15 protein-coding genes are annotated in these 25276 nt (G+C 58.7%); 8 read left to right on the forward strand and 7 right to left on the reverse strand.

The genetic code is table 11. The annotated features are described in order from the left end of the window. Positions 1 to 21: 21 nt before the first annotated feature. The 7 genes from C2E19_RS04185 to cbiE form a co-directional block, all read right to left on the reverse strand. The gene (locus tag C2E19_RS04185) at positions 22 to 468 is read right to left on the reverse strand and encodes a DUF2946 domain-containing protein (protein ID WP_129388465.1); all 447 of its coding nucleotides are present in this window, start codon (positions 466 to 468) and stop codon (positions 22 to 24) included. 21 nt (positions 469 to 489) lie between these two features. Further along, positions 490 to 969, reverse strand: coding sequence for a copper chaperone PCu(A)C (locus tag C2E19_RS04190; protein WP_129388468.1), 480 nt, complete (start codon positions 967 to 969; stop codon positions 490 to 492). A gap of 48 nt (positions 970 to 1017) precedes the next feature. Continuing rightward, positions 1018 to 1416 (reverse strand): DUF2946 domain-containing protein, encoded by a 399-nt coding sequence (locus C2E19_RS04195; RefSeq protein ID WP_129388471.1) that lies wholly within the window; start codon positions 1414 to 1416, stop codon positions 1018 to 1020. A 97-nt stretch (positions 1417 to 1513) separates the two neighbouring features. Next, positions 1514 to 1804, reverse strand: coding sequence for an addiction module antidote protein (locus tag C2E19_RS04200; RefSeq protein ID WP_077570750.1), 291 nt, complete (start codon positions 1802 to 1804; stop codon positions 1514 to 1516). 340 nt (positions 1805 to 2144) lie between these two features. Continuing rightward, on the reverse strand, positions 2145 to 2873 hold the full coding sequence (locus tag C2E19_RS04205) for a cobalt-precorrin-6A reductase (RefSeq protein WP_129388474.1): 729 nt from the start codon (positions 2871 to 2873) through the stop codon (positions 2145 to 2147). After that, a complete protein-coding gene (locus C2E19_RS04210) occupies positions 2870 to 3967 on the reverse strand; it encodes a cobalt-precorrin-5B (C(1))-methyltransferase (RefSeq protein WP_129388476.1) in 1098 nt (365 codons plus the stop codon). Before C2E19_RS04210 ends, C2E19_RS04205 begins: the two co-directional genes overlap by 4 nt. Continuing rightward, positions 3960 to 5171, reverse strand: coding sequence for a precorrin-6y C5,15-methyltransferase (decarboxylating) subunit CbiE (gene cbiE, locus C2E19_RS04215; RefSeq protein WP_129388479.1), 1212 nt, complete (start codon positions 5169 to 5171; stop codon positions 3960 to 3962). Before cbiE ends, C2E19_RS04210 begins: the two co-directional genes overlap by 8 nt. On the opposite strand from cbiE, the gene C2E19_RS04220 reads away from it, so the two are divergent. The 8 genes from C2E19_RS04220 to C2E19_RS04255 all read left to right on the forward strand — a co-directional run bounded on the left by C2E19_RS04220 (position 5170) and on the right by C2E19_RS04255 (position 25249). Continuing rightward, positions 5170 to 5385, forward strand: a complete 216-nt coding sequence (locus C2E19_RS04220; protein WP_129388481.1) for a hypothetical protein — start codon at positions 5170 to 5172, stop codon at positions 5383 to 5385. The two genes, cbiE and C2E19_RS04220, sit on opposite strands and share 2 nt — an antisense overlap. A gap of 57 nt (positions 5386 to 5442) precedes the next feature. Continuing rightward, positions 5443 to 6081, forward strand: coding sequence for a hypothetical protein (locus C2E19_RS04225; protein WP_129388484.1), 639 nt, complete (start codon positions 5443 to 5445; stop codon positions 6079 to 6081). 159 nt (positions 6082 to 6240) lie between these two features. Next, entirely contained in the window at positions 6241 to 7539 is a 1299-nt protein-coding gene (gene cobG, locus C2E19_RS04230; RefSeq protein WP_305955848.1) for a precorrin-3B synthase, read from the forward strand. Beyond that, positions 7532 to 8158, forward strand: coding sequence for a precorrin-8X methylmutase (locus C2E19_RS04235; protein WP_064388739.1), 627 nt, complete (start codon positions 7532 to 7534; stop codon positions 8156 to 8158). Before cobG ends, C2E19_RS04235 begins: the two co-directional genes overlap by 8 nt. Then, positions 8155 to 8889: a precorrin-2 C(20)-methyltransferase gene (locus C2E19_RS04240; protein WP_372238459.1), complete on the forward strand. Its 735-nt coding sequence runs from the start codon at positions 8155 to 8157 to the stop codon at positions 8887 to 8889. The genes C2E19_RS04235 and C2E19_RS04240 overlap by 4 nt, the downstream gene beginning before the upstream one ends. Continuing rightward, entirely contained in the window at positions 8889 to 10589 is a 1701-nt protein-coding gene (cobJ, locus tag C2E19_RS04245) for a precorrin-3B C(17)-methyltransferase (RefSeq protein WP_129388490.1), read from the forward strand. The genes C2E19_RS04240 and cobJ overlap by 1 nt, the downstream gene beginning before the upstream one ends. A 407-nt stretch (positions 10590 to 10996) precedes the next feature. After that, entirely contained in the window at positions 10997 to 18073 is a 7077-nt protein-coding gene (locus C2E19_RS04250) for a TcdA/TcdB pore-forming domain-containing protein (protein WP_129388493.1), read from the forward strand. Positions 18074 to 18244: 171 nt separating this feature from the next. Beyond that, on the forward strand, positions 18245 to 25249 hold the full coding sequence (locus C2E19_RS04255; RefSeq protein ID WP_129388496.1) for a TcdA/TcdB pore-forming domain-containing protein: 7005 nt from the start codon (positions 18245 to 18247) through the stop codon (positions 25247 to 25249). The last annotated feature ends 27 nt before the right edge of the window (positions 25250 to 25276 follow it).

Genomic DNA, 25276 nt, shown 5'->3' on the forward strand with positions numbered 1-25276 from the left:
TGTGCAATCAAAGATGCGTGTTTACGTTGCGATGGGTGGGGCGCGGGTGCGGGCGCCGGGGAAGAAGGTCCGCCGGGCGTGGCCCAGGCGCGGCGAGGGTGGGGTGAAGGTGTTGACGTGGGTGATGCTGAATGTGGCGAAGTCGCCACCACCGGTCAGCGCCGGGCAGTTGAACAGCAGGCTGCAATAGCCGCACTTTTCCCATAGCACGTGGTGCGAAGACTGCGGCGGACAGTGTTCGGCGCTCGGTTTCGCGTCATGCCCGGAATGATCCATGCCCGGCATGTCCATCGACATGTCCATGCTCATCGGCATCGATGTCGAGGCGTGTTGATCCATCGGCATCGACTGAGAAATCAGCGGGCCGATGAAGATCATCAACATGGCGAACAGGGCGATCCAGCTGCCGCGGGTCAGGTGTTGAGTCTGACGGCGTTGCACGGATGGCCTGGCGCTCAGCGGGCGCATGGGCGGATTCTGCCGGAAGGCTTACTGAGCGTGCGCGTGGGCCTGCGTGGTTTCCGGCGGTTTCTTCTGCACCGCGACTTCGACGGTGACGTCACCGGCCTTCTCGAAATGCATCGTCAGCGGGAAGCGTTTGCCGTCGCTGAGCAGGCTGCGATCGGTCGGGTTGAGCAGCATCACGTGATAGGCCATCGGCGCAAACGTCACGTTGCCGCCGGCCGGGATTTCCACGCTCGGCACTTGCTGCATCTTCATCAGATCGCCCTGCATCACGTGTTCGTGCAATTGCGCTTCGGGGGCAATCGGCGAGTCGACGCTGAGCAGGCGGTCGGCGGTTTGGCCGGCGTTGTGAATGACGAAATAGGCGGCGACGGTTGGCGCATTCGGCGGCAATTCTTGCGACCACGGGTGGGCGATCTCAAGTTCGCCCGCCTTGTATTCGTGGGCATGGGCAAAGCACGCCGGCAACAGCAGCGCAGCGACGACGATGAGTTTGTTCAACATGGCAGTTCTCCAGAACGATTTGAAACGCAGGTCAATTGCGCGAACAAATCAAACCAGAGGCGAGGCGCGGGGATTGAGGCTTGGCCATTGCTGGCGCGGAGTGGGTGTTTGCAACGAGGCGGGCGCGACGCTGCGATTGCTTTCGTAGCGGGCGAAATACAACTGCGGCGAATGCCCCGGCAGCGCCACCAATGGTGCCGAGCCCGAGCAGCACCAGCAATGCTGCATGTTCGAATGCGTGTCGTTGTTCGGGGCTTTTTGCTCGGTGGCGCCTATGTTGATCGCCACCATCTTCGTCCCGCTGCCGGTGCAGAAACTGCTCCAGAGCAATTGTTCGGCCGGTGAATTGGCCGCCTGCGCCATCGCCCCGGTCATCGGCATGGCGAGCATGTTGAACAGCACTGCAAAGCAGGCGATCCAGGCAAATGCTAACCGATGTCGGTTCATGGGACAGATCCATTGGGTGGGCGATCAGGCGCGGCTATTTAGCCTGATCAGGGCCGATAAGTAAAAAAGCGTCGTGCGGTTTGGTGTCGCAGCGCGTTCACAGCGTTACAGCATGCAATCTCAAACCCAGAGCCTTCATGACTTTCATGATAGTTGCGAATTCAGGATTGCCAGTGCTACTCAGCGCCTTATATAAACTTTCGCGACCCAAGCCGGCATCACGCGCCACTTGTGTCATGCCTTGGGCTCGGGCGATGTCATTGAGCGCTGCACGGATCAGGACGCCGTCGCCTTCATCATCGTCAAAACAGGCGTCCAGATATGCCGCCATGTCCTCGGGAGTTTTGAGGTACTCGGCGGCGTCAAAACGAGCGAATTCTTCTGACATTGGATGTGTACGCCCTTGGAATCAAAGACGTTGAACGTAGAGGTGGACGCTGACTGCCGATATCAGTGATTCGTTAAGTTGTTGTGGGCAGTGTCCGGCGCGGTTGTAGGATTCAGGTCAGATATCCGGCCGAGCCCGTGACATTGTGGGAGCGAGCCTGCTCGCGAAAGCGGTGGGTCAGGCAATGATGTGCAGGCTGTGTCGACGTCTTCGCGAGCAGGCTCACTCCCACAGTGGAAGGTGGCGAACACATAGCCTGTATACGTCGCGAACCTTGTGGGAACGGCAGTGCGATGATTCGACTTGCCCGCGAAGGCGTCCGTGAGAACTGCGCTTGTTTTTAGATCAGATTAAGAGGCGCGAGGGCCATGAGGATTTCGTCGACCGAGGCAAACTCCCGATCAACCCCCGGCAACCCCGGTCGCTTCAACACAAGCACCGGCACCCCACGCTCGCGGGCCACTTGCAGCTTCGGCTCGGTCGCGGTGCTGCCGCTGTTTTTGCTGATCAACACATCGATCTGCCGCCGCTCGAACAGTGCGCGCTCATCCTCCAGCACAAACGGCCCGCGTGCGCCGATGACTTCGCAGCGTTCGTTGCCGGGATAAACATCGAGGGCGCGCAGGGTCCAGAACTGGTCTTCAGGGATTTCGTCGAGGTGTTGCAGCGGTTCGCGGCCAAGGGTGAAAAGCGGCCGGCGGAAAGGTTTGAGGGCAGTGATCAGTTCGGCCCAGTCGCTGACTTCGCGCCAGTCATCACCGAGCTGTGGCTGCCACGCCGGACGACGCAAGGCCCAGCAAGGGATGCCGCTCAGTCGCGCCGCGTTGGCGGCGTTCTGGCTGATCTGTGCGGCATAGGGATGCGTGGCATCAAGCAGCAGATCAATGCGTTCGTCGCGAATAAACTGCGCCAGACCGCCGGCGCCACCGTAACCACCGACACGCACCTGACAGGTCAGGTCGGTCGGCACTCGGCCCACACCGGCGAGGCTGTAGACATGTTGCGGCCCAAGCGTACGGGCGATCGCCAGTGCTTCCGTGACGCCGCCCAGCAGTAAAATGCGCTTCATGCAAAACCTCCGGCCTGCCCGACAATCCCGCCCTGACGATCAATCGCAAACACCTCGACCTGCACCTGCGCGGGCACCACGCTGCGGGCGAAATTCAGGGCATGGCGACAGACTTCATCGCCGAGCGCGATTCCCGCCGCACTGGCCATCGCCAATGCCTGCTGACTGGTATTGGCCTGACGAATGCCTTGCTGCAACGCCTCATCCGCGCCAATCGCCGCCGCCCATTCGGCCAACTGCGGCAAGTCGATACTCGAGTGCCGTGAATGCAGATCCATGTGCCCGGCCGCCAGTTTGCTGATCTTGCCGAAGCCACCGCACAGACTGAGTTTATCCACAGGCACTTTGCGCAGATGCTTGAGCACTGCGCCGACGAAGTCGCCCATCTCGATCAGGGCGATTTCCGGCAGGTCGTAGACCCGGCGCATGGTGTCTTCGCTGGCGTTGCCGGTGCAGGCGGCGATGTGCAGGTAACCGTTGGTTTTTGCCACATCGATGCCCTGATGGATCGAGGCAATGTACGCCGCGCAGGAGAACGGCCGGACGATGCCGCTGGTGCCGAGGATCGACAGGCCACCAAGAATGCCCAGTCGCGGGTTCATGGTTTTCAGTGCCAGCGCTTCGCCGCCCTCGACGTTGATCGTGACGTCGAAGCCGCCGCCATAGCCGGTTTCCTCGGCGAGCAGGTTCAGGTGATCGCAGATCATCTTGCGCGGCACCGGGTTGATCGCCGGTTCACCCACACCCAGTACCAGCCCGGGCCGGGTCACGGTGCCAACACCGGCACCGGCATTGAACCGGATTCCCGGTTCGCTCACCAGCCGCACCCGCGAGTACAGCAGGGCGCCGTGGGTCACATCGGGGTCGTCGCCGGCATCCTTGATGGTTCCGGCTTCGGCACCGTCGTCGGTCAGGCGGCAGAACTCCAGACGCATCTGCACCTGCTTGCCTTTGGGCAGGACGATCTGCACGGCATCGGCCGACAGTCCGCCGAGCAACAGGCGCGCTGCCGCAAGGCTGGTGGCGGTGGCGCAACTGCCGGTGGTCAGGCCGCTACGCAGGGGCGCGGGTTGTTCGGCGGTTTCGTCACGCATCGAGAGGTTTGACCAGATCGAGCAAGGTGATCGGCAGCGCCTGGCGCCAGGTGTCGAAATCGCCCAGCGGCTGGGCCTGAGCGATATGAATACGGGTCAGTTCGCCGCCATGGCGTTCGCGCCAATGCATCAGGGCGAGTTCGCTTTGCAGGGTCACGGCGTTGGCAATCAGGCGGCCCCCGGGCTTGAGCTGCTCCCAGCAGGTTTCAAATACACCTTCACGGGTCACGCCGCCGCCGATGAAGATCGCGTCCGGGCGCTCCAGCCCGGCGAGGGCCTGTGGCGCACGACCGCGAACCAGTTGCAGGCCGGGTACGCCCAGCGCGTCGCGGTTGTATTCGATCAACTGCTGGCGGCCGTCATCAGCTTCGATTGCCAGCGCTCGGCAACTGGGATGCGCACGCATCCATTCGATGCCGATCGAGCCGCAACCGCCGCCCACATCCCACAGCAATTCACCGGGTGTCGGCGCGAGGCGGGCGAGGGTGATCGCGCGCACATCGCGTTTGGTCAACTGGCCGTCGTGCTTGAATGCCGAGTCGGGCAATCCGGCAAGTCGCGACAGGCGCGGCGCCTGCACATCGGCCAGGCATTCGATGGCGATCACATTCAGATCGGCAATTGGCGGGTCGTTCCAGTGATTTGCGGTGCTGTCGATACGCCGTTCGGCTGCGCCGCCCAAGTGCTCCAGAACGCTGATGCGACTGCCGCCAAAACCGCGCTCGCGCAACAACGCCGCGACCGCCGCCGGACTCTGCCCGTCATTGCTTAGCAGCAACAGGCGCGCACCGCTGAACAGTTGCGCATTGAGCGCCGACAGCGGTCGGGCTACCAGCGACAGAGTCACGACTTCTTGCAACGGCCAGCCGAGGCGGGCTGCCGCCAGCGAGCAGGAAGATGGCGTTGGCAGAATCAGCATCTGCGCGCTCGGCACTTGCCGCGCAAGGTTCGCACCGACGCCGTAAAACATCGGATCGCCGCTGGCGAGCACACAGACAGCTTCGCCGCGCCTCTCCAGTACCGGGGCAAGGGAAAACGGGCTCGGCCACAATTCGCGTTCACCGCGAATGCACACCGGCAGCAGGTCCAGTTGACGTTGGCCGCCGATGATCCGCGAAGCATTCATCAGGGCGCGCCGGGCATTTTTGCCCAGGCCCTTGAAGCCGTCTTCACCGATTCCCACAACCGTCAGCCAGGGTGTCATGCCGTTCCTCAATCTCGTGCGCCCGTTCAAGCGGCGCATGATAGCGCGGCTTCTGTTGTCTGGTGCTGCTGCCTTGTCGCAGACGCTGGCAACGGTTGACATGCCATGTGGTAGAAACATGATTGGCAGAGCAAGCGTTTTTGTTATTTTGATATTTGATCAAGTTGCCCGTTACAACCAAAGCAAACTTGGTCAACCGATAGATGATTATTAAATGGATTAATACTTTGCACGCCATACGGGCGTCGCTCACTAGGATGAAAAAATAAACATGGATGATATAAAACATAATGCGACACTGGTCGGCGATATATTGCTGACTGGAAGCCAGGGGCAGAGTCACGAGGATTATCAGTTCGCGTTGAATTGTGCTTATTTGGCAAAACGTCAGGCGGATACCACTTACAACAGTGTGATCCAGCCAGGACGCTGGACCGATTATTTTACTGATGTGCTTTGGTCGCATGGCTGGAACCGCGACCATCAGCCGATCGAGCATGTTCAGACGCAGTTCAATGGCAGCGTGCGACAGGTCTGGTTTCAAATTGCATCGCCGCTGCTCAGTCGAGAGCAGGTGACTGGGGTTGACCAAGGGTTGGCGAAAATGGAACGTGACGTGGAGTTGCTGAAAAAGATCAAGGGCACCAGTGGCAAGCCTTTCGATTTCAAGGTCATACCGCTCAGCTATAACGCCAACGGCGATCTGGAACTGGTGATCAGCAATATCCGCTTCATCAAGTCGAGTCTCAACACCAGTTACTTTTTCTGGGACGTGTCGCAATCCATGACTCAGCTGGATGTTGTGGCGCGAAAGGTGGTGATCAGCCGCCGGGTCATGGACGCTCGCCGCCTGAGCGTGCGCAAGGCGCTGGATGGGCTCAAATTCAATTTCGACGCTATCCCGATCTGACTTGCACGGGGTAAAGCGCTTTTTATCCTGCGCCGTGCACCCCGGCGCAGTTTCCGACCGGCAGGCATTTTCATGCACTTGGGCAAAGCAGGCATAATGGCGACCTTTCGCCCACCACAGCGCTGCCAGCCAGACGGCCATCCCTTGAACGAACGCCTGATGTCCACCGCTCTACGCCCCTCGGCTTGTCCGGGGTTGCTGCGTATTGTCCAGGCGCTGGACGGCGGTATCTGCCGGATCAAGCTCAATGGTGGGTCGATCACTGCCGATCAGGCTGACGCGGTAGCCGATGCCGCCGAGCGTTTCGCCGGGGGTTTGATCGAGGCGACCAACCGCGCCAATCTGCAGATCCGCGGTATCGGCGAGCAGTCTGAGGCATTGATCGACAGCTTGCTGGCCGCCGGCCTCGGGCCGCAAACCGCGCAGGGCGACGATGTACGCAATCTGATGCTCAGCCCCAGTGCCGGGATCGATCGGCAGCAGCAATTCGATACCTGGTCACTGGCCGAACAGATTCTTGCGACCCTGCAATCTCACCCGCGGTTTCACCAGTTGAGCGCCAAGTTCGCCGTGCAACTCGATGGCGGTGAGGCATTGGCGATGCTCGAGCATCCGCATGACTTGTGGCTGTCGGCGTTCGAACGTGACGGTGAAGTATTGTTGGCGTTTGGTCTGGCCGGATGCCCGACCGACCGTGCAACTGGCGCCGTGCCCTTGGAAAACGGCCATGCTCTGGTCGTCGCGGTGCTGGAATTGTTCCTTGAACTGGCACGGCCGGAGCAGGCGCGCATGCGCCACTTGCTCGATGAAATGTCGACGCCAACGTTCCTCGAACATTTGCACAAACGCCTGCCGATAACCGCTTTGTGCGATTGGCAACGAACGCCCGCAATCGATGCTCTGCACATCGGTGTTCACCCGCAAGGCACGGTGGATCGGGTGTACGTCGGCGCGGTGCCAGCGCTCGGCCGTCTTGATCCGGCGATGCTTCACGGGGTGGCCCGACTGGCCCGTGAGTTCGGCGATGGCAGCCTGCGCTTCACACCTTGGCAAAGTGTGTTGCTACCGAACGTGAAGCACACCGACGCCGCGCAAGTGCTGCAGAAACTGGGACAATTGCAGTTGCGCACCGATCCGGACGAGGCGCTATCGCGGCTGATCGCCTGCACCGGATCCAGCGGCTGCGGCAAAGGCCTTGCCGATACCAAACACGACGCCCGGCTGTTGGCGACACTGTTGCCACAAGCGCAGGGCGTGCACCTGTCCGCATGCCCGCGCTCTTGCGCCGCTGCCCATCGCACACCGGTGACGTTGCTGGCGGTCAGCCCGGGCCACTACGACCTCTATTTTCGCGATGCAGCACTGCCGGGTTTCGGCGCGCTGCACGCACGCAACCTTACTATTGAAGCGGCCGCGACCCTGCTCGACGCCCGCTCACGGAGCCCCCTTGATGCTTGATTACATTCGCGACGGTCAGGAGATCTATCGCAACTCCTTCGCGATCATTCGCAGCGAGGCCAATCTGGCGCGCATTCCGGCCGATCTGGAAAAACTCGCAGTGCGGGTGATCCACGCCTGCGGCATGGTCGAGGCGGTCGACGGCCTGCAATTTTCCGCAGGTGCCGGCAAAGCCGGGCGCGATGCACTGGCCGCCGGTGCGCCGATCCTCTGTGATGCGCGGATGGTCTCTGAGGGCGTGACCCGTGCGCGCCTGCCGGCGAACAACGAGGTGATCTGCACCCTGCGCGACGACAGCGTGCCGGAACTGGCACGAGAGTTGGGCAACACCCGTTCTGCGGCGGCGCTGGAGCTATGGCGTCCGCACCTGGAAGGCAGCGTCGTGGTGATCGGCAACGCGCCGACCGCACTGTTTTATCTGCTCGAAATGCTCGACGCCGGCGCACCGAAGCCTGCGCTGATCCTCGGTTTCCCAGTGGGCTTTGTCGGCGCCGCCGAGTCGAAAGCGGCGCTGGCGGCAGATAGCCGTGGCGTACCTTTTGTGATCATGCAAGGTCGCCTTGGCGGCAGCGCCATGGCCGCCGCCGCAGTGAATGCCCTCGCCACGGAGATCGAATGATGCAGGCAAGAGGACGTTTGATCGGCCTTGGCGTCGGCCCCGGTGATCCCGAGCTGATTACCGTAAAGGCCCTGCGCCTGCTGCGTGAATCGCCGGTGGTCGCGTACTTCGTCGCCAAAGGCAAAAAGGGTAATGCCTTCGGCATCATCGAGGCGCACTTGCAGGACGCGCAAAATCTGCTGCCGCTGGTGTACCCGGTGACCACTGAAGTGCTGCCGGCACCGTTGTCCTACGAGCAGGTGATCAGTGATTTCTACGACGCCGCCGCCGAAGAGGTCGCGGCACATCTGGACGCCGGGCGCGATGTCGCAGTGATCTGTGAAGGCGATCCGTTCTTCTACGGTTCCTACATGTATTTGCACGACCGCCTCGCCACGCGTTACGAAGCGCAAGTGGTGCCGGGTGTGTGTTCGATGCTCGGTGGCGCGTCGGTGCTCGGTGCGCCGCTGGTGTATCGCAATCAGAGCCTGTCGGTGCTCTCCGGCGTGTTGCCGCATGACGATCTGAAGCGACGTCTGGCCGATGCCGACGCGGCGGTGATCATGAAACTGGGGCGCAACTTTCCCAAGGTCCGTGCAGTGCTGGAAGAACTTGGCCTCGCTGAGCGCGCGCTGTATGTCGAGCGCGCGACGATGGCCAATCAGAAGATTGTGCCGCTGGATCAGGTCGAGCCGATGTCTTCGCCGTACTTCTCGCTGATTATCGTCCCGGGCGAACGGTGGCAAGGCTGATGACTCAATCGACACCGGCCATTGTCATCCTCGGACAGGGCGCGCTGGCCACTGCGCGCAATATTCAACTGCTGTATCCGGCAGCACAGATCCATGGTCTCGCTGGCCGTGTTGAGGGCGCCGATTGCACGTATCAGGAATTCGGCGCGACCCTGCGTGAGTTGTATCGGCAGGAAACGCCAATCATCGCCCTGTGCGCTGCCGGCATTATCATTCGAACCCTGGCGCCGCTGCTGCTGGAGAAAGGCGCCGAACCTGCGGTACTTGCCGTTGCTGAAGACGGCAGCGCCGTGGTGCCGCTGCTCGGCGGCCTCGGCGGGGTGAACGTCTTGGCCCGCCAGATCGCTGCCGGGCTGCAAGTGGCGGCGGCGATTACCACCAGTGGTGAGCTGCGCTTCGGCACCTGCCTGCTCAATCCTCCCGAAGGTTATGCGCTGGGAGATCTGGAACTGGGCAAGCGTTTTGTCTCGGATCTGCTGGCCGGGCATAGCGTGCGCATTGAAGGCGCGGCGCCGTGGCTGGATCAGGCGCAGTTGGCGGAAGATCCGCAGGCGCAGCGCTCGATCCATGTCGGCAGTGCCGAGCGTGCAGCAAGTGCCAATGAGTTGCTGATCTACCCGCAGAGTGTGGCGGTAGCAGTAGTTGCCGACGTGGCGGATCTGCCGAACGCCGTTCGTGCCGCTTTGCAACAGGCCAAAGTCGCCGTGCAATCGCTGGCGTGCCTGGTGGCGGCCGACAGCGAAATGGCTTCGGCGCATTTGCGTGAAGCGGCGCTTGAACTCGGTGTGCCGCTGCGCTTTGTCGCGGCGCCAGCTGACGTTGTCGCGCTGGCGCAGACTGCGCTGCCTCAGGCCCGGGTCGTCAACGCCAACCACCTGGCGATGGTGATTGGCGAACAGCCCTTGGATGTTTCGAGCATCGGCCACCCGCGCGGTCGTCTGGCCGTCATCGGCCTCGGCCCGGGCGCTGCCGAATTGATGGTGCCAGCGGTAAAAGCCGAACTGGCGCGAGCCACCGATGTACTCGGCTACGAAACCTATGTGCGTATGGCTGGACCATTCCGCGACGATCAGGTGCAACACTGCACCGACAACCGCGAAGAGATGCAGCGCGCACGACATGCCTTCCGGCTGGCGGCCGAGGGCCGTTCAGTGATCGTGGTGTCTTCGGGTGATCCCGGCGTGTTCGCCATGGCCGCGGCAGTGCTTGAGGCTCTGCACGAGTCGGACGACCCGGCGTGGCACAGCGTCGAGCTGGAAATCCTCCCGGGTGTCTCGGCCTCGCTCGCGACAGCGGCGCAGGCGGGTGCACCGCTGGGGCATGACTTCTGTGTGATGTCGCTGTCGGACAACCTCAAACCGTGGTCGATCATCGAAAAGCGCCTGGACCTCGCCGCCGAGGCCGATCTGGCGCTGGCCTTCTACAATCCGATTTCGCGAGCGCGTCCATGGCAACTGGGGCGTGCGCTGGAAATTGTCGCGCAACATCGCGTCGCTGCAACACCGGTGGTGCTGGGGCGCGACATCGGTCGGCCGGGGCAAACCCTGCGGGTGACGACGCTGGGGCAATTGACTCCGGATCAGGTCGACATGCGCACCATGGTGCTGATCGGCTCCTCGACCACTTGTACCTTCCCCAAGGCTGAAGGTGGCGAGTGGGTGTATACACCGCGCTGGTACGGCGAAAAACCGCTGTCCTGAGCAGTTGGCGAGGGAGTCGGCTCCCTCGCCACGCCCGCGTCCCGTGAGTATTGCTGCCTGTTCGCCCGTGTCGTATTCATCGACAGTCCCTGTACGATTTGCTCCGCCTGGTTGTAGGAGCTTTCCTGTTACTTATATTTTGTCCGACTTATCTTGTATCCAGATAGATAGACGTAAAGAGTCAGATTAGTTGGTTTTGTGTCTTGGTTGATTGTGTTGGGTTATATCTGGTTTTTAGGTAATGCCTGGTTACTTTTGCAAATGTAATTAGTTGTTTTAAAGTTGCCTGTCTTGACATGTATTGAAAGTCTTGGAGTTTGAGTGTTTATTCTCCATTCGTTAGTTTTGCCGATATGCAAGTGCCAGCGGGCACTCATCAAATCGATCAAGGTTAAAGAGGAACTTTCATGCAGGATCAAAGACCGCAAGATACTAGTGGCTATGTCAACTTTATCAGCTTGTTCAAACAGGCAGATCTGGAGCAGGCAATGCTGTCGCACAAAGACAGTGACTCTTATCAGTCTGTGTGGCGTTATTATTTTGCGTGTATCGGCTTGCTCGATTCCCCGCGCTTGCTCGAACCTCTGGCATTGCTCAAGCAGTCACTGGGCCAGTTGATCGGAATGCCCCGCGTACGTCGATCTATCGAGGGGCAGGTTGCACAACCGCCCGAAGCACACGCGAAGGGCTCTTTGCCGCGCATCTACGACAATATTCAGGCCTTCGAGACCCGCCTGAAAAACACCCTTGCCTATGAGACAAGCGCTGCAACGGCGGTTGCGAAGAATATGCACTTTGTCTGGCTCGGTGGTGGTCTTGGCGAGATCCAGCGTGACTATCTCAACCTGTGGAGACAGGTGTTGAGCGGACACGGCTACAGTCTCCATCTCTGGTATGACAGTGACGCACTACTGGCCTGGCAAACCACGAAGCTGATTGTCGAGGCTGCCAAGGCTGATGCGATGCAGCACGGCGGTAGCGCAAATATTTCCGAAATCGATCTGGGCACACTGTACGAGGAACGGGCCATCGCTTTGAAGCAGCAGATGTTCATGCACATCAATGCGGCGCGGAAACAGGGGATGTCTGCAGATGAAGCGCGGGTCGACCTGTTGGCTCGCGCCTACGGTCAGGATGCCGCGCATCTGGAAGGGCTGATCGAACAAAACCGGCGCAGCCTGCTGGATCTGGCGGGAAACGATCTGCAGTTGCGCGATCTGCAGGACCTCGACACGCCGCTGCAACTGCAGGATATCTACGATCGCGAGATCGGGCTTCGCGGCAATCTGGCTGCCGCCTCCGATGTGGTGCGTGCCGAGGTTTTGTACAACGAGGAGGGCAGATATGCCGATGTCGATAATCTGCCGCCGCTGGTCAAACACCTCGGAGGCGTTGACATCAGCTTGTTCGAAGGTAATGCGCGTCTAGGCGTCCTGCAGCTGCTGCTCGACCACAACCCGCACTGGATGCCAGGACGCCAGGCACTGCGCAAAGGATATACCGATTATCTGGGGCGAATTCCCGCGGAGCATCGCGTCGCACTTGAGGAATTTGCCAAAAAAAAACCGGCGCTGAACGAGGTGTTTCAGGCACCGGCCGAACTGCTCATGCGTCCGCAGGAAATGGGCGCCGTTGCCGTGCAGCAGACTCTGAATAACTCCTTCCTGGCGGCTCATGCGGGAGCACCGATGCTCAAAAGCGTGATCGACCGGTTTCACTTCAATTATGAACTCATCGACCAGACGGCCCTGTTGGCAGAGAAACGCGGCATTGCCCTGAGCGATATACACAACATGCTTGTGCTGGCGCGTGAGGTAGTCGAACAGGCCTACGGTTCTTTCGCCGAGCTGTCGATACGCGAAGAGTTGGCGGCCGACAATTTGGTTATGGCGATTGCGGGTTACTACAGTGACGGTATACGTGCGCAAAGCGAATCGACAATCTATTTGACCGGTCCGCGTGCAATGCGCGATGGCATGGCCGATTACCAGCGGCGCAACTTCGTCCCGCGAAAGGAAGACCTGTTGATTCTGGAGGCGTCCATCGAGCCGCTCTGGGTGATCAACGACAAGACCGAGGAGGAGCAGGATCACTCCTGGAAAGACAATGCCCGCGATTTCGAACAATGGGTGCTCGACGAGCAGCAGCGCTGGCGAGAAGGGCAATACAGTGCGCGTTACAACGGCGATATCACGGCGCTGCTCACACAGCAGACTGTACTGTTCGAGGAGGGCTGGCCAGTGATCGAGGGTCGGCCAGTGTTGTTGGTGGATGTGCTGCAACGGATGATGGACAGGCTCGGAGAGCCATTTGTGGCAGCGATGAGGCAAGGCCATAACGGCCCGCTGGTTTTTCCGTCAGGTCCCGGGCTCGGTTTCGATGATCGCGAGGCTATAAAGGCTCAGCCCACTGACCTGCGAGCACCTGCGTCGCTCGGCGATGCGCAGACTCAGGGGCTGGCGCTGGATGAAGTACTGAGCGCCATTGCCGAGGGGACACTGGAGTTTTTCCAGGTCAGTGCCTTGCAGCGGGCGCTGCTGGGCCAGCTGTTGGGTGTGCGTTCACTGGATAATCAAAGCTTGAAGTCGGTCGTTGCCGACCTCGATAACCTCGCCAACAATGTCGCTGAAGTTGGGGCTTCAGTGCGTTATGCGGCTATTGAGCGCCATCTTTACCAGCAACGTGCAGCGGCGTTCATGGCCGGCCTCGCCAGTCATGCCGATCAGCCGCCAGTATCCTCGGGCAGCGCGCTGACGTTGAAACGAGCGGCGCTGTCACAGGCGCACACGCTGTTTCAATGGGGGCGTCATGTCGCCCATATTCAAGAGGTGGCCACGCGAGAGCATCGTGATCAGGTGATCCTGCAGCTCGGTCAGGTGCTGGGTCAGATCGAGGCCAGTGAAGTCAAGCTTGTGCCTCAGGATCTGTTGCTTGCTGGGCCGGGCGATCCCGGTGCTCGCTGTTATCCGCTGGCACTGATCATGAGTGCGGCCCTGGAGCAGGGCGTAGAGGCGTCGCGAAGATTGCGCGAGCGCTTCTTCCTGGCGACCGCCGAGCCGCAACAAAATGATTCAGCGATGTTTCTGCGAGCGCTTGAGGAGTTGCGCGGCGTGCCGTTGCACGAAGTTGGCAGCCCCTTGGGGCGCGTTGATCTACAGCAGCTTGGCGCCACACTTGAAGCGTACGAGAGCACTCGGACGCTGATGCTCAACTCCGACAACCACGCCATGCTGGTGGCGAAAACCTTCGACGGCGATCAGGCCACCTATCATTTCTACGATCCCAATTTCGGTGTGTTCGAGTTCAATCACCCAGCCCTGTTCCAGCAGGCGTTGATCGACTTTTTCCAGACGCAGGGCCTGGCGAAATATTATGTGGCCTATGGTGATGAAGCGCGCCCGACGTTTGATCTGATTGAGCTGCAAGGGCAGAAGATATCGGCCCAGGAGCTGTCCGACGGGTTTCGTGTCAGGCAGTTGCTGGAGTCCGACAATGTACTGCCGGAGTATGCGGGACGCCCGATACGCCAGCGCCTGAACAGTGCGCGCGGTCAATCGCTGGTCAGCAATCCACATCTGGGACGCAGTCTGCGCGACCTCGACAGCCACTGGTGGGGGCAGCAGATCGCCCACGCGACTGATGCGTTGCAGGCGTTGCACACCTCGGTGACGCCGCTGGTGCCGTTGTTCGAAACCCTCACGATAACCCCCGACGGGAAGAACCGGATCTGGCTGATCGATCCTTTGCAAACAGAGCATGCAGTCGAGGTGACCAGCACGGATCATCGTCTGTTGAGAATCAAGAACTATCTGTCAGAGCTGTTTTCGACCCTTGGCACCAAGCCCGCGCCGGGATTGGTTGAAGCTGACGCCGTTCACACCCTCAATACCGGGTTCACGATTCAGGCATTGATGAATGCCTTGCGCGGGCGGGAAGGTGACGACCGCACATTGACCACCGCCGTGCGACTGCATGCCTACGTCAATTACGCACAGCTGGCGCACGGCAATATCATGGACGTTGCCGGCCTGATCAGCCTGATGAAAACAGCGCTGAATGAAGAGAAGGTTATCGCCCGCACTTGTGCGCCGGTGGTTGGCGAGGCGCTGGGACATGTTCTCAACGAAGGTGTGGGAGTGATCCTCGGGCTGGCGAATGTCGGTTTCGACATTTATCAATTGACGATGGCGGACAACGAAATCGAGCGGGCGCAGTACGGCACGCAACTGGCCTTTGACTACACCAGTCTGGCATTGACTGCCGGTGGCATCGGTGCGGCGGCTGCGGGCGCCGCGACTGCAGCTGCAGTGCTCGGCGGCGCCGGTGTGATTCTCGGCGGCCTGGCTGTCGGTGTCGCTGCACTGGCGCAGGGTTTCGCCAGCATCGCGCAACAGGCTCAGGCGGTGGGACTGTTTTTCGACAATCTGGAGAGTGCTTATCGGGGTGTGGGTTATCGCTACGATGATGCTCTGGGTGGCTGGACTGCAAATCCTGCGCTGATCGTGCAAACCCTGGATTTCAACCGCGCAACCCTGACGCTGGACAGCCCGAAGCTGTATCGGCTGCGTGATCATTTCGGGGTGCCGGATTTTGATCCGGACTACCAGAAAGCGCTCAATCTGCAACGCGAACTGGGATTACCTCGCACCATCAAGCTGGCGCTACCTGTGGGGCAACTCGTGGTGCTGCCATGCACACCGCAAACGTGTTACGGCTATCTATACAAGGCGTTGCCTTTCTCTACCATGCGCCACGACACTGGTTTCGACACAGCGCGGCGTCTGGAAAAAAAGGATCGGGAGGGGCAGTGGCAGTTTCTGTTTTCTTTCTACTCCTTTCCCACTCACTACATCGTTAATCGCCTGACGCCGGCGTATCGGACAACTGTGATCGAGATTCTTCTGGACGCAAACGAGCGTGCACTGGCAGTGCCGTTGGCGCCTGCGGACTGGCATGCGTTCCTGTCTTACCGGATTAAAGGAGGGGGGGCATCCTGCTCACTGATCCTCAATCGCGGAATCAATGTTGAGCTCGAGTCGCCTAGCCAGCAGTTGTGTAGCTGGAAGCTGGTGGCGACCTGGGCCACCGAGCGTGATGTCCAGGTATTGGCCGGCAGGGAAATTATTATCGGCGGCGTCAAGGTAACGTTGTCCGGCAAGGGTCGGCATGAAGTGCTGATCCGCCTGGCCGACCGGCAGTTGTTCAAGGTCGATCGCGCTCGTGGCCAGTTGCTGATTCTCGAACAGACCGCACCAGCCGGTGAGGATGAACAGAGCTTGCTCAAGCACTATCAGTCACTGGTACGCGAACACCGGCTGGTCCTGCCTTACACACCGCTGCACAACTACCTGATCCCGTTCGAGTCTGCACACCAGCCGCGTCACACCACCGCCTGGTACGACGCGGCCGGGGAGCGGTTTTTGTATATCCGCAATGAGCAAGTGTTGCAGGCCGATGAAGCATTACTGGCAGCTGTTGTCGACGGTTCGGCGTTCTTTTACGAACCTCAGAACTATGTGATCTGGCAGGTCGATGCCGTCAGCGGCCTGCTGCAATTCTGTTATCGAATGCTGGTGATGCACGGGCAGTGCAGCATCCGCAAAATCGACGTCGACGACCAAGGTGTGATTCATATCGAGCAACAGTGGACGGGCCCTGATCAGAGCACCACGCAATTCAACTACCTGTTGCACGACGGTCAACTGCAGCTCACTTCGGTCACCCGTGACATGGACCGCGATTTGGGTAAAAGGGTCTTCGCCCAGCAGGCGCTAAAGGACTGGTCGCAGGTGCTCGGCAACTATGTGTCGTTGTCGACGGTGCCCGAGCGCGATGGGGTCGCCACGCTTGACTGGCAACCGGCTACTTACGTTTCAGTCTGTTGGGCGTTCGACCCGGACAAACGCGATCTGGTCTGGATCCGCAGCCGTGATCGCCTGTGCATTCATCCGTTTATTGCGGCCGGGTACGTTCGTGGCTGGAAAGACTCGATCAGCAAATTTGCCGATCTGCTGTTGTTACCGGCAAATGATCAACAGAACCTGTATTTCATTTACGACAGGTCGGCGCAGAAGCTTTGCCGGGTACAGCGAAGCTTGTCCGGCGCCGATCAGCGCTGGCCGTCGCAGTGGAGTCATCAGTGGGTAGAGCCGGCCGGACTCAAAGACGTAGTGGCAGTCGAGGGCGGCTATCTGGCGCTGACCGACGAAGGGCTGTTCTTCAATCTGACCGCAGAAGGTGAAGTGCAGCTGGGTGGGCTGAGTGAGGGCTGGCTCAAAGGACGGACACAGTGGTGGTCGGCGCTGGAGGAGCTGGCGCAGAAGTATCCGGTCAACAGCTTCGCCATTCTCGGCGTGCGCAACACAAGCGGTGAGCGCAACCTGTGCGCCTGGTACCTGGACAATCGCTTGTTGCTGTGCGATCTGGGCCACGACAAAGAAGTGCGTTTGCTCGGCGTTACGCCGGACAACAAGGCAGCGTGGCTGCTGGACGTTACCAGCGGTGAAATCTGGAACCAAACGTTCTTCGATAGCCGACAACTCGAGCAAGCATTTGGCAACGGTCAACAATTATTGGCGGGCGACTGGTTGCCGGCACCGCAGGCCGAGTGGGACGAATGGCGGTTCAGTGGAGTGACCAATGAAGGCTCCGGCTTGCGCGGCATGTCGGTGGAAGGTGTGTCACTCCAATTGCGCTATCAGGAGACGGAGCGGGTCATTGGCGTCGACCAGCGCTGGGCAAGGGCACACGCGGAGCATTTGCTCGAGTCGCTGCAAGCGTTGCTGGAAACCGCCGAGCATGGTGAGTTCATCGCTGTGGAATCAGGGTCGGATGTTCTGCAATGGTATGACGTGGCCAACGCACGGATGATTCAAGTGGCCAGTCATGACCTGCCCGGCGACTGCGAATTGCTCGGCACCTGCCGTGGCAACGTGCTGTTGCATGAACCCCGGGCTCATCGCGTTTTTGTTTATCCCGGTCGCGACAGCATCGGTCCTTTTGACTATGTGCAGCGCAACGCCGAAGTGCTCGTGGTTGAGGGGCAGAACAAGGTCACCGACCTGCTGCCGCTGATCGCCGATGACGTAAGGCGTCTGGTTTTGCGCATGGGACAGGGCGGTGTGAGCTATCACCTGTCAAAAGCCAGCTGGTTGCGACTGGACTCTGTAATTGTCGATTGTCGGCCAGGCCCCGGCGAAAGTCCGGCGATTCCCGGCAAGTTGATCTGGGCCGTGGATGCGCCGGGGAAACTGCAACTGTCGGAGGTCGGCGAGCATTTGCTCATCGTTGATCCGGATCGCCAGCACAGCCTCATCCTGCGCGATGTGTGTTCGGTCGATCCAGCGTTGCGTGGCAACGTCTTCCTTGGGTTCGAAGGGCAAAATTCCTATCCGGTTTTCAGACTGGTGCAGTGGTTGCGGGGTGTTCCAAATGCCCAAGCCGGGGCGACGCTCGAGCAGTTATTGCCTGTAGTTACAGCCTGAGGCGCAAGTGAAAGTTTGCTGATGGTTTCTGTTCGTTTTTAAACTGTTGCAATTGAATGGCGCTTGAAAGTAGCGCGATTAATTAAGATTTTTTAGATATGTAATTGTTTCTGGATGTCGTGATGATAAAGACCGTCTCGATATATGTTCGCGTGAGAAAAGGATACTCAGTTGAATAGCAAGGATTATGGGTTGTTACCTGGCAGTGAGTTTTCAGCCGCTTTTAAACAGGCTGATCTGGAGTCCATTGCGGGGAATCTGCGCGATGACTTGGCGAGAGAACAGCTGCTGCGTTATTACAATGGCGCGGTTGCGGCCGCGGATTGGTCAGAACAACTGACAGCAATCAGATTGCTCAAGGAATTCGTCGAGTCGAATCTTTCTGATATTTCCGATGCTCATCTCAAAAAGCTCTGTGGAAACCTTACGGATTACCACGCCCGGTTAGCCACTACCGTGCACCTTCTGTATTCAGGCAAACCGGTTGCGCGAAAGTTACACTTTGTCTGGGTAGGCGGAGGCATCGGAGCTATTCAGGGGGATTACATCAATGTCTGGAAACAGATGACCGATGCGGATGGATACCGCCTGAATCTCTGGTACGACAGTGATGGGCTGCTCGCGCACGAAACCAACAGGATAATTGTTGAATCGGCCAAGGCTCAGGGGGCGATGCTCGCCTCTCAGGACGCATCGCTGAAGTCCGCGAGGCTTGGCAAGCTATACGTTGAGCGCGCCCGCGCTCTTCGTCAGCAGATGTTCGAATATGTCCAGAAGGCCGCCGCTACAGGTGTCAGTGCCGACCAGGCGAGAATCAATCTGTTGGTCAGTGCGTATGGACAGGATGAGGCCAGGCTCAATACGCTGAAGGCGCGCAATCTACAGTCGCTTGAAACTGTTGCAGCGAATGGCATTGCACTTCGGGATATCCGTAGCGAATTGTCCAATCAACCATTGTTCGAAATTTACGAACGAGAACTGTCTTGTCGCGGCAATCTGGCGGCGGCGTCGGATATCACCCGAATGCAGGTGGTGCATTTTGAAAGCGGTACTTATCTGGATGCGGATTTGTTGCCGTCGTTACATAAAAATATCGCTGGCATGGATCTTTCCGGTTTTGACATTCCAACCCGGATGGGAATCATGCAGATCCTGCTCGACTCTAACCCGCAAATACTTCCGAATCGAAGCGCGCCGTATGCGGATTTGCGCCAGAAAGTGCCTGATCAAATAAAGAACGCATTGATAGAGTTTTCCAGGACTGCCCCAACACTCAAGGATATTTTTGCACCGTTCAGCGATGTAGTGGTTTCGCAACACGGAGTGCGTGTAGGCAATAAAAATAGTGTTGATTCAAAAAGTATCCCTTTCAATGGTCTTTCCAACGCAATGTTGAGTGGACATGCGGGGGCCGCAGCAATTGTCGGAATGATCGATAAAACCCGCAGTAACTACGCGTTTCTGGATCGAGTGGAGGCGCTGGCTCTTCAGGGGAGTATCTCACTGACAGATTCCGCCGCATTCTCCGATCTGATCATTGGCGAAATGGAGAAAATGTATGGCCCACTATCAACCTGGAGTGACGAGTTAATTGCTCGAAACAGCTTTTTAAAGGCCGTCGCCGATTACGATGCCGATGGCATCAAATCTGGCGCTGAATCGGCAATAACCATGAGTGGCCCGACGGCCGTTTCTCAAGGTTTGAGTGATTACGTCAAGGAAAAAGCGCTTGCCGCTGCTCGTCAACAAATCAGTGACCGAGTCGATCTGCGTGACGGTTTCAATCTGGCTACCGAAGAGGAGACCCACCATAGCTGGAAGGACAACGCCAGGACCGAACCCGAATGGTTCGAACTGGAAAAAACCAGAATTGCCGATGGCGCTTACAAAAACCATTACCTGGGCAATGTGGATGAGTTGCTCAAAGGTCAGACACTGACCTTCAAGCAGGGCTGGCCGGTCATCGAAGGCAAGCCAGTGTTGCTGACGTCGGTGTTGCAGCAATTGCTGGACAGCCTGGGTGAACCGTTCGTGCGTGCAATGAATGACCGATTGTCCGGCGATATTGCGTTCACTGCTCCGTTCTCTATCGATTTCGAAACACGCCAGCAGATTCTGCGCCAACCGACGAGCGAACTGCCGCCATCGACAGGCGCCGAGTCGCTGGGCAATGTGAATGAAGCGTTAGCGCGTATTGCGGCGGGTAAATTACCCCTGGATCAGTTGAGCCCGCTGCACCGCGTGATGTTCGGTGGTCTGTTCGGCGCCGCGACGCTTGACCAGAACGGATTCGCCGACGCCTGGAAGACCACCGTTGATCTGGCCGAAAACACCCGTGATCGTGGGCTGTTCGCACGCTATGACGTAATCGAGCAAACGTTGCTCAAACTTGATACCGCGCCAACGGAGTTCAGCACTTCGAGAGTCGGCACGGGTGAGAGTAACTCTCGGGTTCTCAAGGCGCAGGCATTTGCCAAGCCAATGAGCGTTCGGCAATGGCGCGAGCACGTGAGCCAGGTCGAAACCGTGGCTAAAAAAGAACAACGGGCATCGATTCTCACGCGAGGCAATGCAGTACGCGAGCTGTTTTTCCAGGCGGGGGCCAGTTCGGCCAAACAGTTTCCGCAAGGGTTACTGGTGCAGGGCGCGGGGGACCCGGGGCGGCGCTGTTATCCGTTGGCGTTGGCCATGGCAGCGGCATTGGAAAAAGGCACCGCTGCAGAGCGCGCCCTGATCGGTAAACTGGCGCTTGCCAACATCGCCCCTGATACCGCTGAAACCCATGCGCTGCTGCATGTGCTGGATGAGTTGCGTGGCATCCCGATGGCGCAGTTCGGCGAGAAAAGGCCGGCGGCGAATCTGGACGCAGTGATACAGGCGCTGGATGCAAAAACCAGCGGCGGCAGCTTGCTGCTCAATACCGAAAATCATTCGATGCTGGTGAGCAAAGTCGCGGGGGCCGATGAAACATCTTATCGGTTCTACGATCCCAACTTCGGCCTGTATGCGTTCAGTCGAATAGATGAATTGCACAAGGCTATCCGGGGCTTTCTGCAGGATGAGGTGGTATCCAGACTCTATGGCGTCGCAGAGGGCTCCGGTGCCACTTTCGATGTGGTAGATCTCAACGGCGTGAACATTGCCGACACGGCTTTGCCATCTAAAGTCAGTGTTGGAAACCTGCTGGGCAACGAGCCCATTGCTGGCGGGACACCTGTCGAGCCCTGGCACCATCATGCGCAGTTGCGACTGCGATCGCTGTCGGAGAACGCGCGTCTTGGTCAGGCGTTCGCCATTGCGGACGCCGGCAAGTGGACACAGATCATCAAAGGTGCCACCGATCAGTTGCATGAGAAACATCAACTGAGCCGTGACTTCGTTCCGGTGTTCGAATCTCTGAAACCCGCCGCGCAAGGGCGCAGTGAAATCACCCTGGTCAACGCGAGAGACCCGCAGCAGACGCGCACGGTGTTGACCGATGACAAGCGCTTGTCCGGGATCAAATCCTATCTGAGCGATTCCTTTGAAGAGTTGTCCGGTAGAGGTGCGGGTTCATCCGTGGTCGATCCGACCGGTGTTGGTGCGGTGCACACACTCAATGCCGGTTTTGCCATTCAGGCGTTGTTGCTAGGGCTCAAAGAGGCGGAAAGCGCCGAGGGTTCGACGGCGTTGACGTCTGCGGTGCGCATTCATGGTTATCTCTCCTACGCGCAACTCGCTCACGGACTCGTGGCGGATGCGGTGCAATTGCTGGGACTGGTTCGTCATGCATTCACCGACAGTGTGCGTGTGGCCAATACCACCTCTGCCATTGTGGGCAATGCGCTGGGCAACGTATTGAACGAAGGTGTGGGGAATGCACTGCAACTGGCGAGTATCGGTTTCGACATCTATCTGTTGATCAACGCTGAGAATGATATCCAGCGCGCGGTGTTCGCCACCCAACTGGCTTTCGATACCGCCGGTCTGGCGCTGGGCGCCGCAGCGTTTGGCGCAGGTGTTGCCGGAGCGGCCACGGCGGCTGCGTTTCTTGGCGGGGCCAGCGTCATTCTGGGCGGACTGGCTATCGGTATCGGTGCATTGGTCGAAGGTTTCAGTGCCAGAACAGAGCGTGGGAAGCAGATCGGCAGGTATTTGAATCGGGTCAACGAGGCCTATCGTACCGAGGGCTACTCGGTAAGGGGTGATACCCTTTTTGCCAACCCTCACGCCGTTTATTCACAACTGAATCTGCGCAATGGAACGATTACCTTTGGCAGCCAGAAAATATTCGCGGCAGACAACTACACCAATTTGCATCCACCCAAAATCGACCCGGATCGCGAGCATGCATTCAGCATTCGAGAAGCGCTTGATCTGCCGGAAAAGTTTGCCATCAGTGACAGCATAAACGTTGAAAGTGTTGTGTTGCCGAGCCTGCCGGATTGCTTCCTGGCCTATGAGTTTGGCGGGTTGCCTTTCTCGACAACCCTGCGCGAGGATCTGGAGACGGCACTGGCTCTTGAGCATGACCGTTACGGCAAGCGGCAATTCTGGTTCTCCTTTTACAAAGTGCCCACCGAATACATCATTGAAAAAATGGTGCCGAACTACGTGGCAACTACGGTCAGCGTAGTACTGGGCACGCAACACCGTTTTCTGCATGTACCCACCTTGCCGGGAGAAGTGCACGGTTACCTTTCTTACGACATCGATGCATTGGGCGGGCACTGTTCGGTCACCTTGACCGAGGGCGTCAAGTCTGTGCGTTTGCGAGTCTCGACTGGTGAAGCGATGACCTGGTCATTACGCGCAGCCTGGTTAAATAAAAGTGGCGTGAAAATCGAGGGCGACGTCCTGCAACTGGGCACGATAAATGTGCAGGTGCCAGACAACAGCGTTGTGTTTGTGCAACTCGACGGACATTCGTACCAGGTGGACTGGGCAACTGGAACCCTGTTGCTCACTGAGCTGGAGGCCGGCCCGGATGAAGACGGCCCGATGACACGCCAGCGGGTGCGCGAACTTGCACGTTCCAGCCATCTGGCGGATGGCCCCACGGTCATTCGCAATTACCCGGATGCCCTGACCGGCGTGCGCACCAGCGCCTGGTATGACCGAGGTGAAGATTCTTTCCTGTTGGTTCGCGGGCTGGACCCGAAATATGCCGCGGATATTTGCATGGGCCCCAGGATTGGCCAGAACATTTACTACTACTGCCCCGCTGATGCATTGATCTGGCGCGTTGATGTAGTCACCGGAAACATCAGGCGTGTTTTCCAGCTGGTGCGTACGGAATTGAAAGCCTGGATTACCGCGATTCAGGAGATGCCAGGCGGTTTGTTGCAAGTGGTTCGGCGCATCGAACTCGACGAAGACCGGTTTGTGAAAATGACTTACCTGATCGAAGAAGATGAACTCTCGATCACTTCTGTGTCCGGCCATCTCAGCTATCAGGAAGGTCGTGACATTCGAAGTGGGTCCATCACCCCTGACGATTTACTCTCGTGGTACCAGTTGATTCCAGCCGAATCGGGCGGTGATGACGAAAGTGTCGTGAATGCCGGTTGGTCCAGGTTCATTACCGTTGATTACATGAACTTGAGCTTAAAAGCGTTCAGCAGGGTCTGGGTGCGTTGCGACGACGGAAGGGTCTTTGGACCAATGCTTGAAGGGGCGGACAACGAAGCCGAATCCTTCGATTGGGTTCTCCTTGATCCGCAGCAGTCAGAGCACGATACGGTTCTCTTCCATCATCTGCGCCAGGGCCTCCTTTATCGGCAGCGCATCGGTGCGCAAGATCAGTCACCCGTAATTTTTGCCCAATGCATCTTGCCGCTCGACGTGCAGCAAATCCATCGTCGGGGCCGGCAACACATTGCGTTCACTGAAAACGGCATGGTGTTTCGACTGAATGCAGCGGGTGATCCACATTTGGCAGGTTTGAGTAATGATTGGCTGTTCGCTCTCCAGCGGCGCTCAGGCAGCAATTTTCGCTGGTGGGATTCGGTCCTTGATACTGCCGCAATGTGGTCCGCCGGGGCGGTGGAGGTCGGCGTCATAAGCGCTGCTTCGAATCATTCGCCGCTCTATGTCGTGTGTCTGGATCAGCAACTTCTTATCGCCGACACAGCGGGGAAAAGCTTTGGGTTGCTGAGGCAGACCGTGGACAAGAAAGCCGTGCTAATGATCGATTGGACGACTGGGCGGATCTACCGACAAGCGTTCATGCCCCCCGAAAGTTTGTCCGCGGCATTTGGTGCGGGAACCCGTCTGTTACGGGCCGACTTGATCCCGCCAATGCAGAGAGTGCTGCCACAGCGCACGTTTGTCTGGGCGGTGCCCCATGCATCCGGCCTGCGCGCCAGGGCACATGACCACGTATTGTTCGACCTGTTCGAAGGCGAGCCTGCGCGTATTGTCGGTGTGGAAAACGAGTTCTTTGACGGCGTGGATTCGCTACAGGCGCGGGAGCGGAAACTGGAGAAGCTGCTGTCGGGTCAGCATTGTGCTCCGTATCTGACGGCAGGCAGGGTCGATGATCTTTGCAGTTGGTATGACGTCGACGCCGGTCGCTTGCTCAGTGCAACGGCGCCAGGTCAAGACTTGCCTGGCTACGTGGGCGTCGCCAACGGTCAAACCCTGGTGTTGCATGACTCGCAGAGCCGGCAGCTGTTCAGCAACCGTAGCGAAGATGGAAGGCTCAGTGACGTATGGATGACTGCGCAAACAGTCAGCCGGATAGCCAATACGCTGGTCATCGAAAGCGGTCAGTCATTGGGTCGGATTGCGCCGATTCCGGACGGCGTTGATACGTTGATCCTGAGATATGCGGCGGATGGAGCCGACTTTTTTATCGACCAGAGGACCTGGGCACGACTTGATTGCCTGATTGTCGATTTCGATTTTCCGGACGCGTTAGAAAGCTATCTGTCGTTCAAGTTGGAGCCGATGGAGCATTGGCTGGTCACGCAGCAGGATGGGCACTTGCTGCTGACGGACTCAGACACAGGGCGCAGTATCGTCTTGCGCAATGTCGGGGCTATCGGCGCAGAGTCTCGAAAGAAGGTGGCATTCAGTATCCCCTTGGCCGGAGAGCTCGCGCTGACGATCTACCTGGATCAGTTGATGACAGTCTTGCAGGAGGAAACGCCGAGTGAACTCGGTGAGCTGTTCTCTGGGGCCATCAATGCGTAACGCGGTGGTTCAGCGTCGGCGGGATTA

Origin of the sequence: Pseudomonas sp. DTU12.3 (assembly GCF_004124275.1) — a bacterium.
GTDB classification, from domain to species: domain Bacteria; phylum Pseudomonadota; class Gammaproteobacteria; order Pseudomonadales; family Pseudomonadaceae; genus Aquipseudomonas; species Aquipseudomonas helmanticensis.

Bases quoted from the DNA above. Each gene is read 5' to 3' on its own strand.
- C2E19_RS04205 (WP_129388474.1), bottom strand. From the start codon at position 2,873: ATGAAGCGCATTTTACTGCTGGGCGGCGTCACGGAAGCACTGGCGATC.
- C2E19_RS04185 (WP_129388465.1), bottom strand. From the start codon at position 468: ATGCGCCCGCTGAGCGCCAGGCCATCCGTGCAACGCCGTCAGACTCAA.
- C2E19_RS04220 (WP_129388481.1), top strand. From the start codon at position 5,170: ATGCCGTTCCTCAATCTCGTGCGCCCGTTCAAGCGGCGCATGATAGCG.
- C2E19_RS04240 (WP_372238459.1), top strand. From the start codon at position 8,155: ATGATGCAGGCAAGAGGACGTTTGATCGGCCTTGGCGTCGGCCCCGGT.
- cbiE (WP_129388479.1), bottom strand. From the start codon at position 5,171: ATGACACCCTGGCTGACGGTTGTGGGAATCGGTGAAGACGGCTTCAAG.
- cobJ (WP_129388490.1), top strand. From the start codon at position 8,889: ATGACTCAATCGACACCGGCCATTGTCATCCTCGGACAGGGCGCGCTG.
- C2E19_RS04225 (WP_129388484.1), top strand. From the start codon at position 5,443: ATGGATGATATAAAACATAATGCGACACTGGTCGGCGATATATTGCTG.
- C2E19_RS04190 (WP_129388468.1), bottom strand. From the start codon at position 969: ATGTTGAACAAACTCATCGTCGTCGCTGCGCTGCTGTTGCCGGCGTGC.
- C2E19_RS04195 (WP_129388471.1), bottom strand. From the start codon at position 1,416: ATGAACCGACATCGGTTAGCATTTGCCTGGATCGCCTGCTTTGCAGTG.
- C2E19_RS04235 (WP_064388739.1), top strand. From the start codon at position 7,532: ATGCTTGATTACATTCGCGACGGTCAGGAGATCTATCGCAACTCCTTC.
- C2E19_RS04250 (WP_129388493.1), top strand. From the start codon at position 10,997: ATGCAGGATCAAAGACCGCAAGATACTAGTGGCTATGTCAACTTTATC.
- C2E19_RS04210 (WP_129388476.1), bottom strand. From the start codon at position 3,967: ATGCGTGACGAAACCGCCGAACAACCCGCGCCCCTGCGTAGCGGCCTG.
- cobG (WP_305955848.1), top strand. From the start codon at position 6,241: ATGTCCACCGCTCTACGCCCCTCGGCTTGTCCGGGGTTGCTGCGTATT.
- C2E19_RS04200 (WP_077570750.1), bottom strand. From the start codon at position 1,804: ATGTCAGAAGAATTCGCTCGTTTTGACGCCGCCGAGTACCTCAAAACT.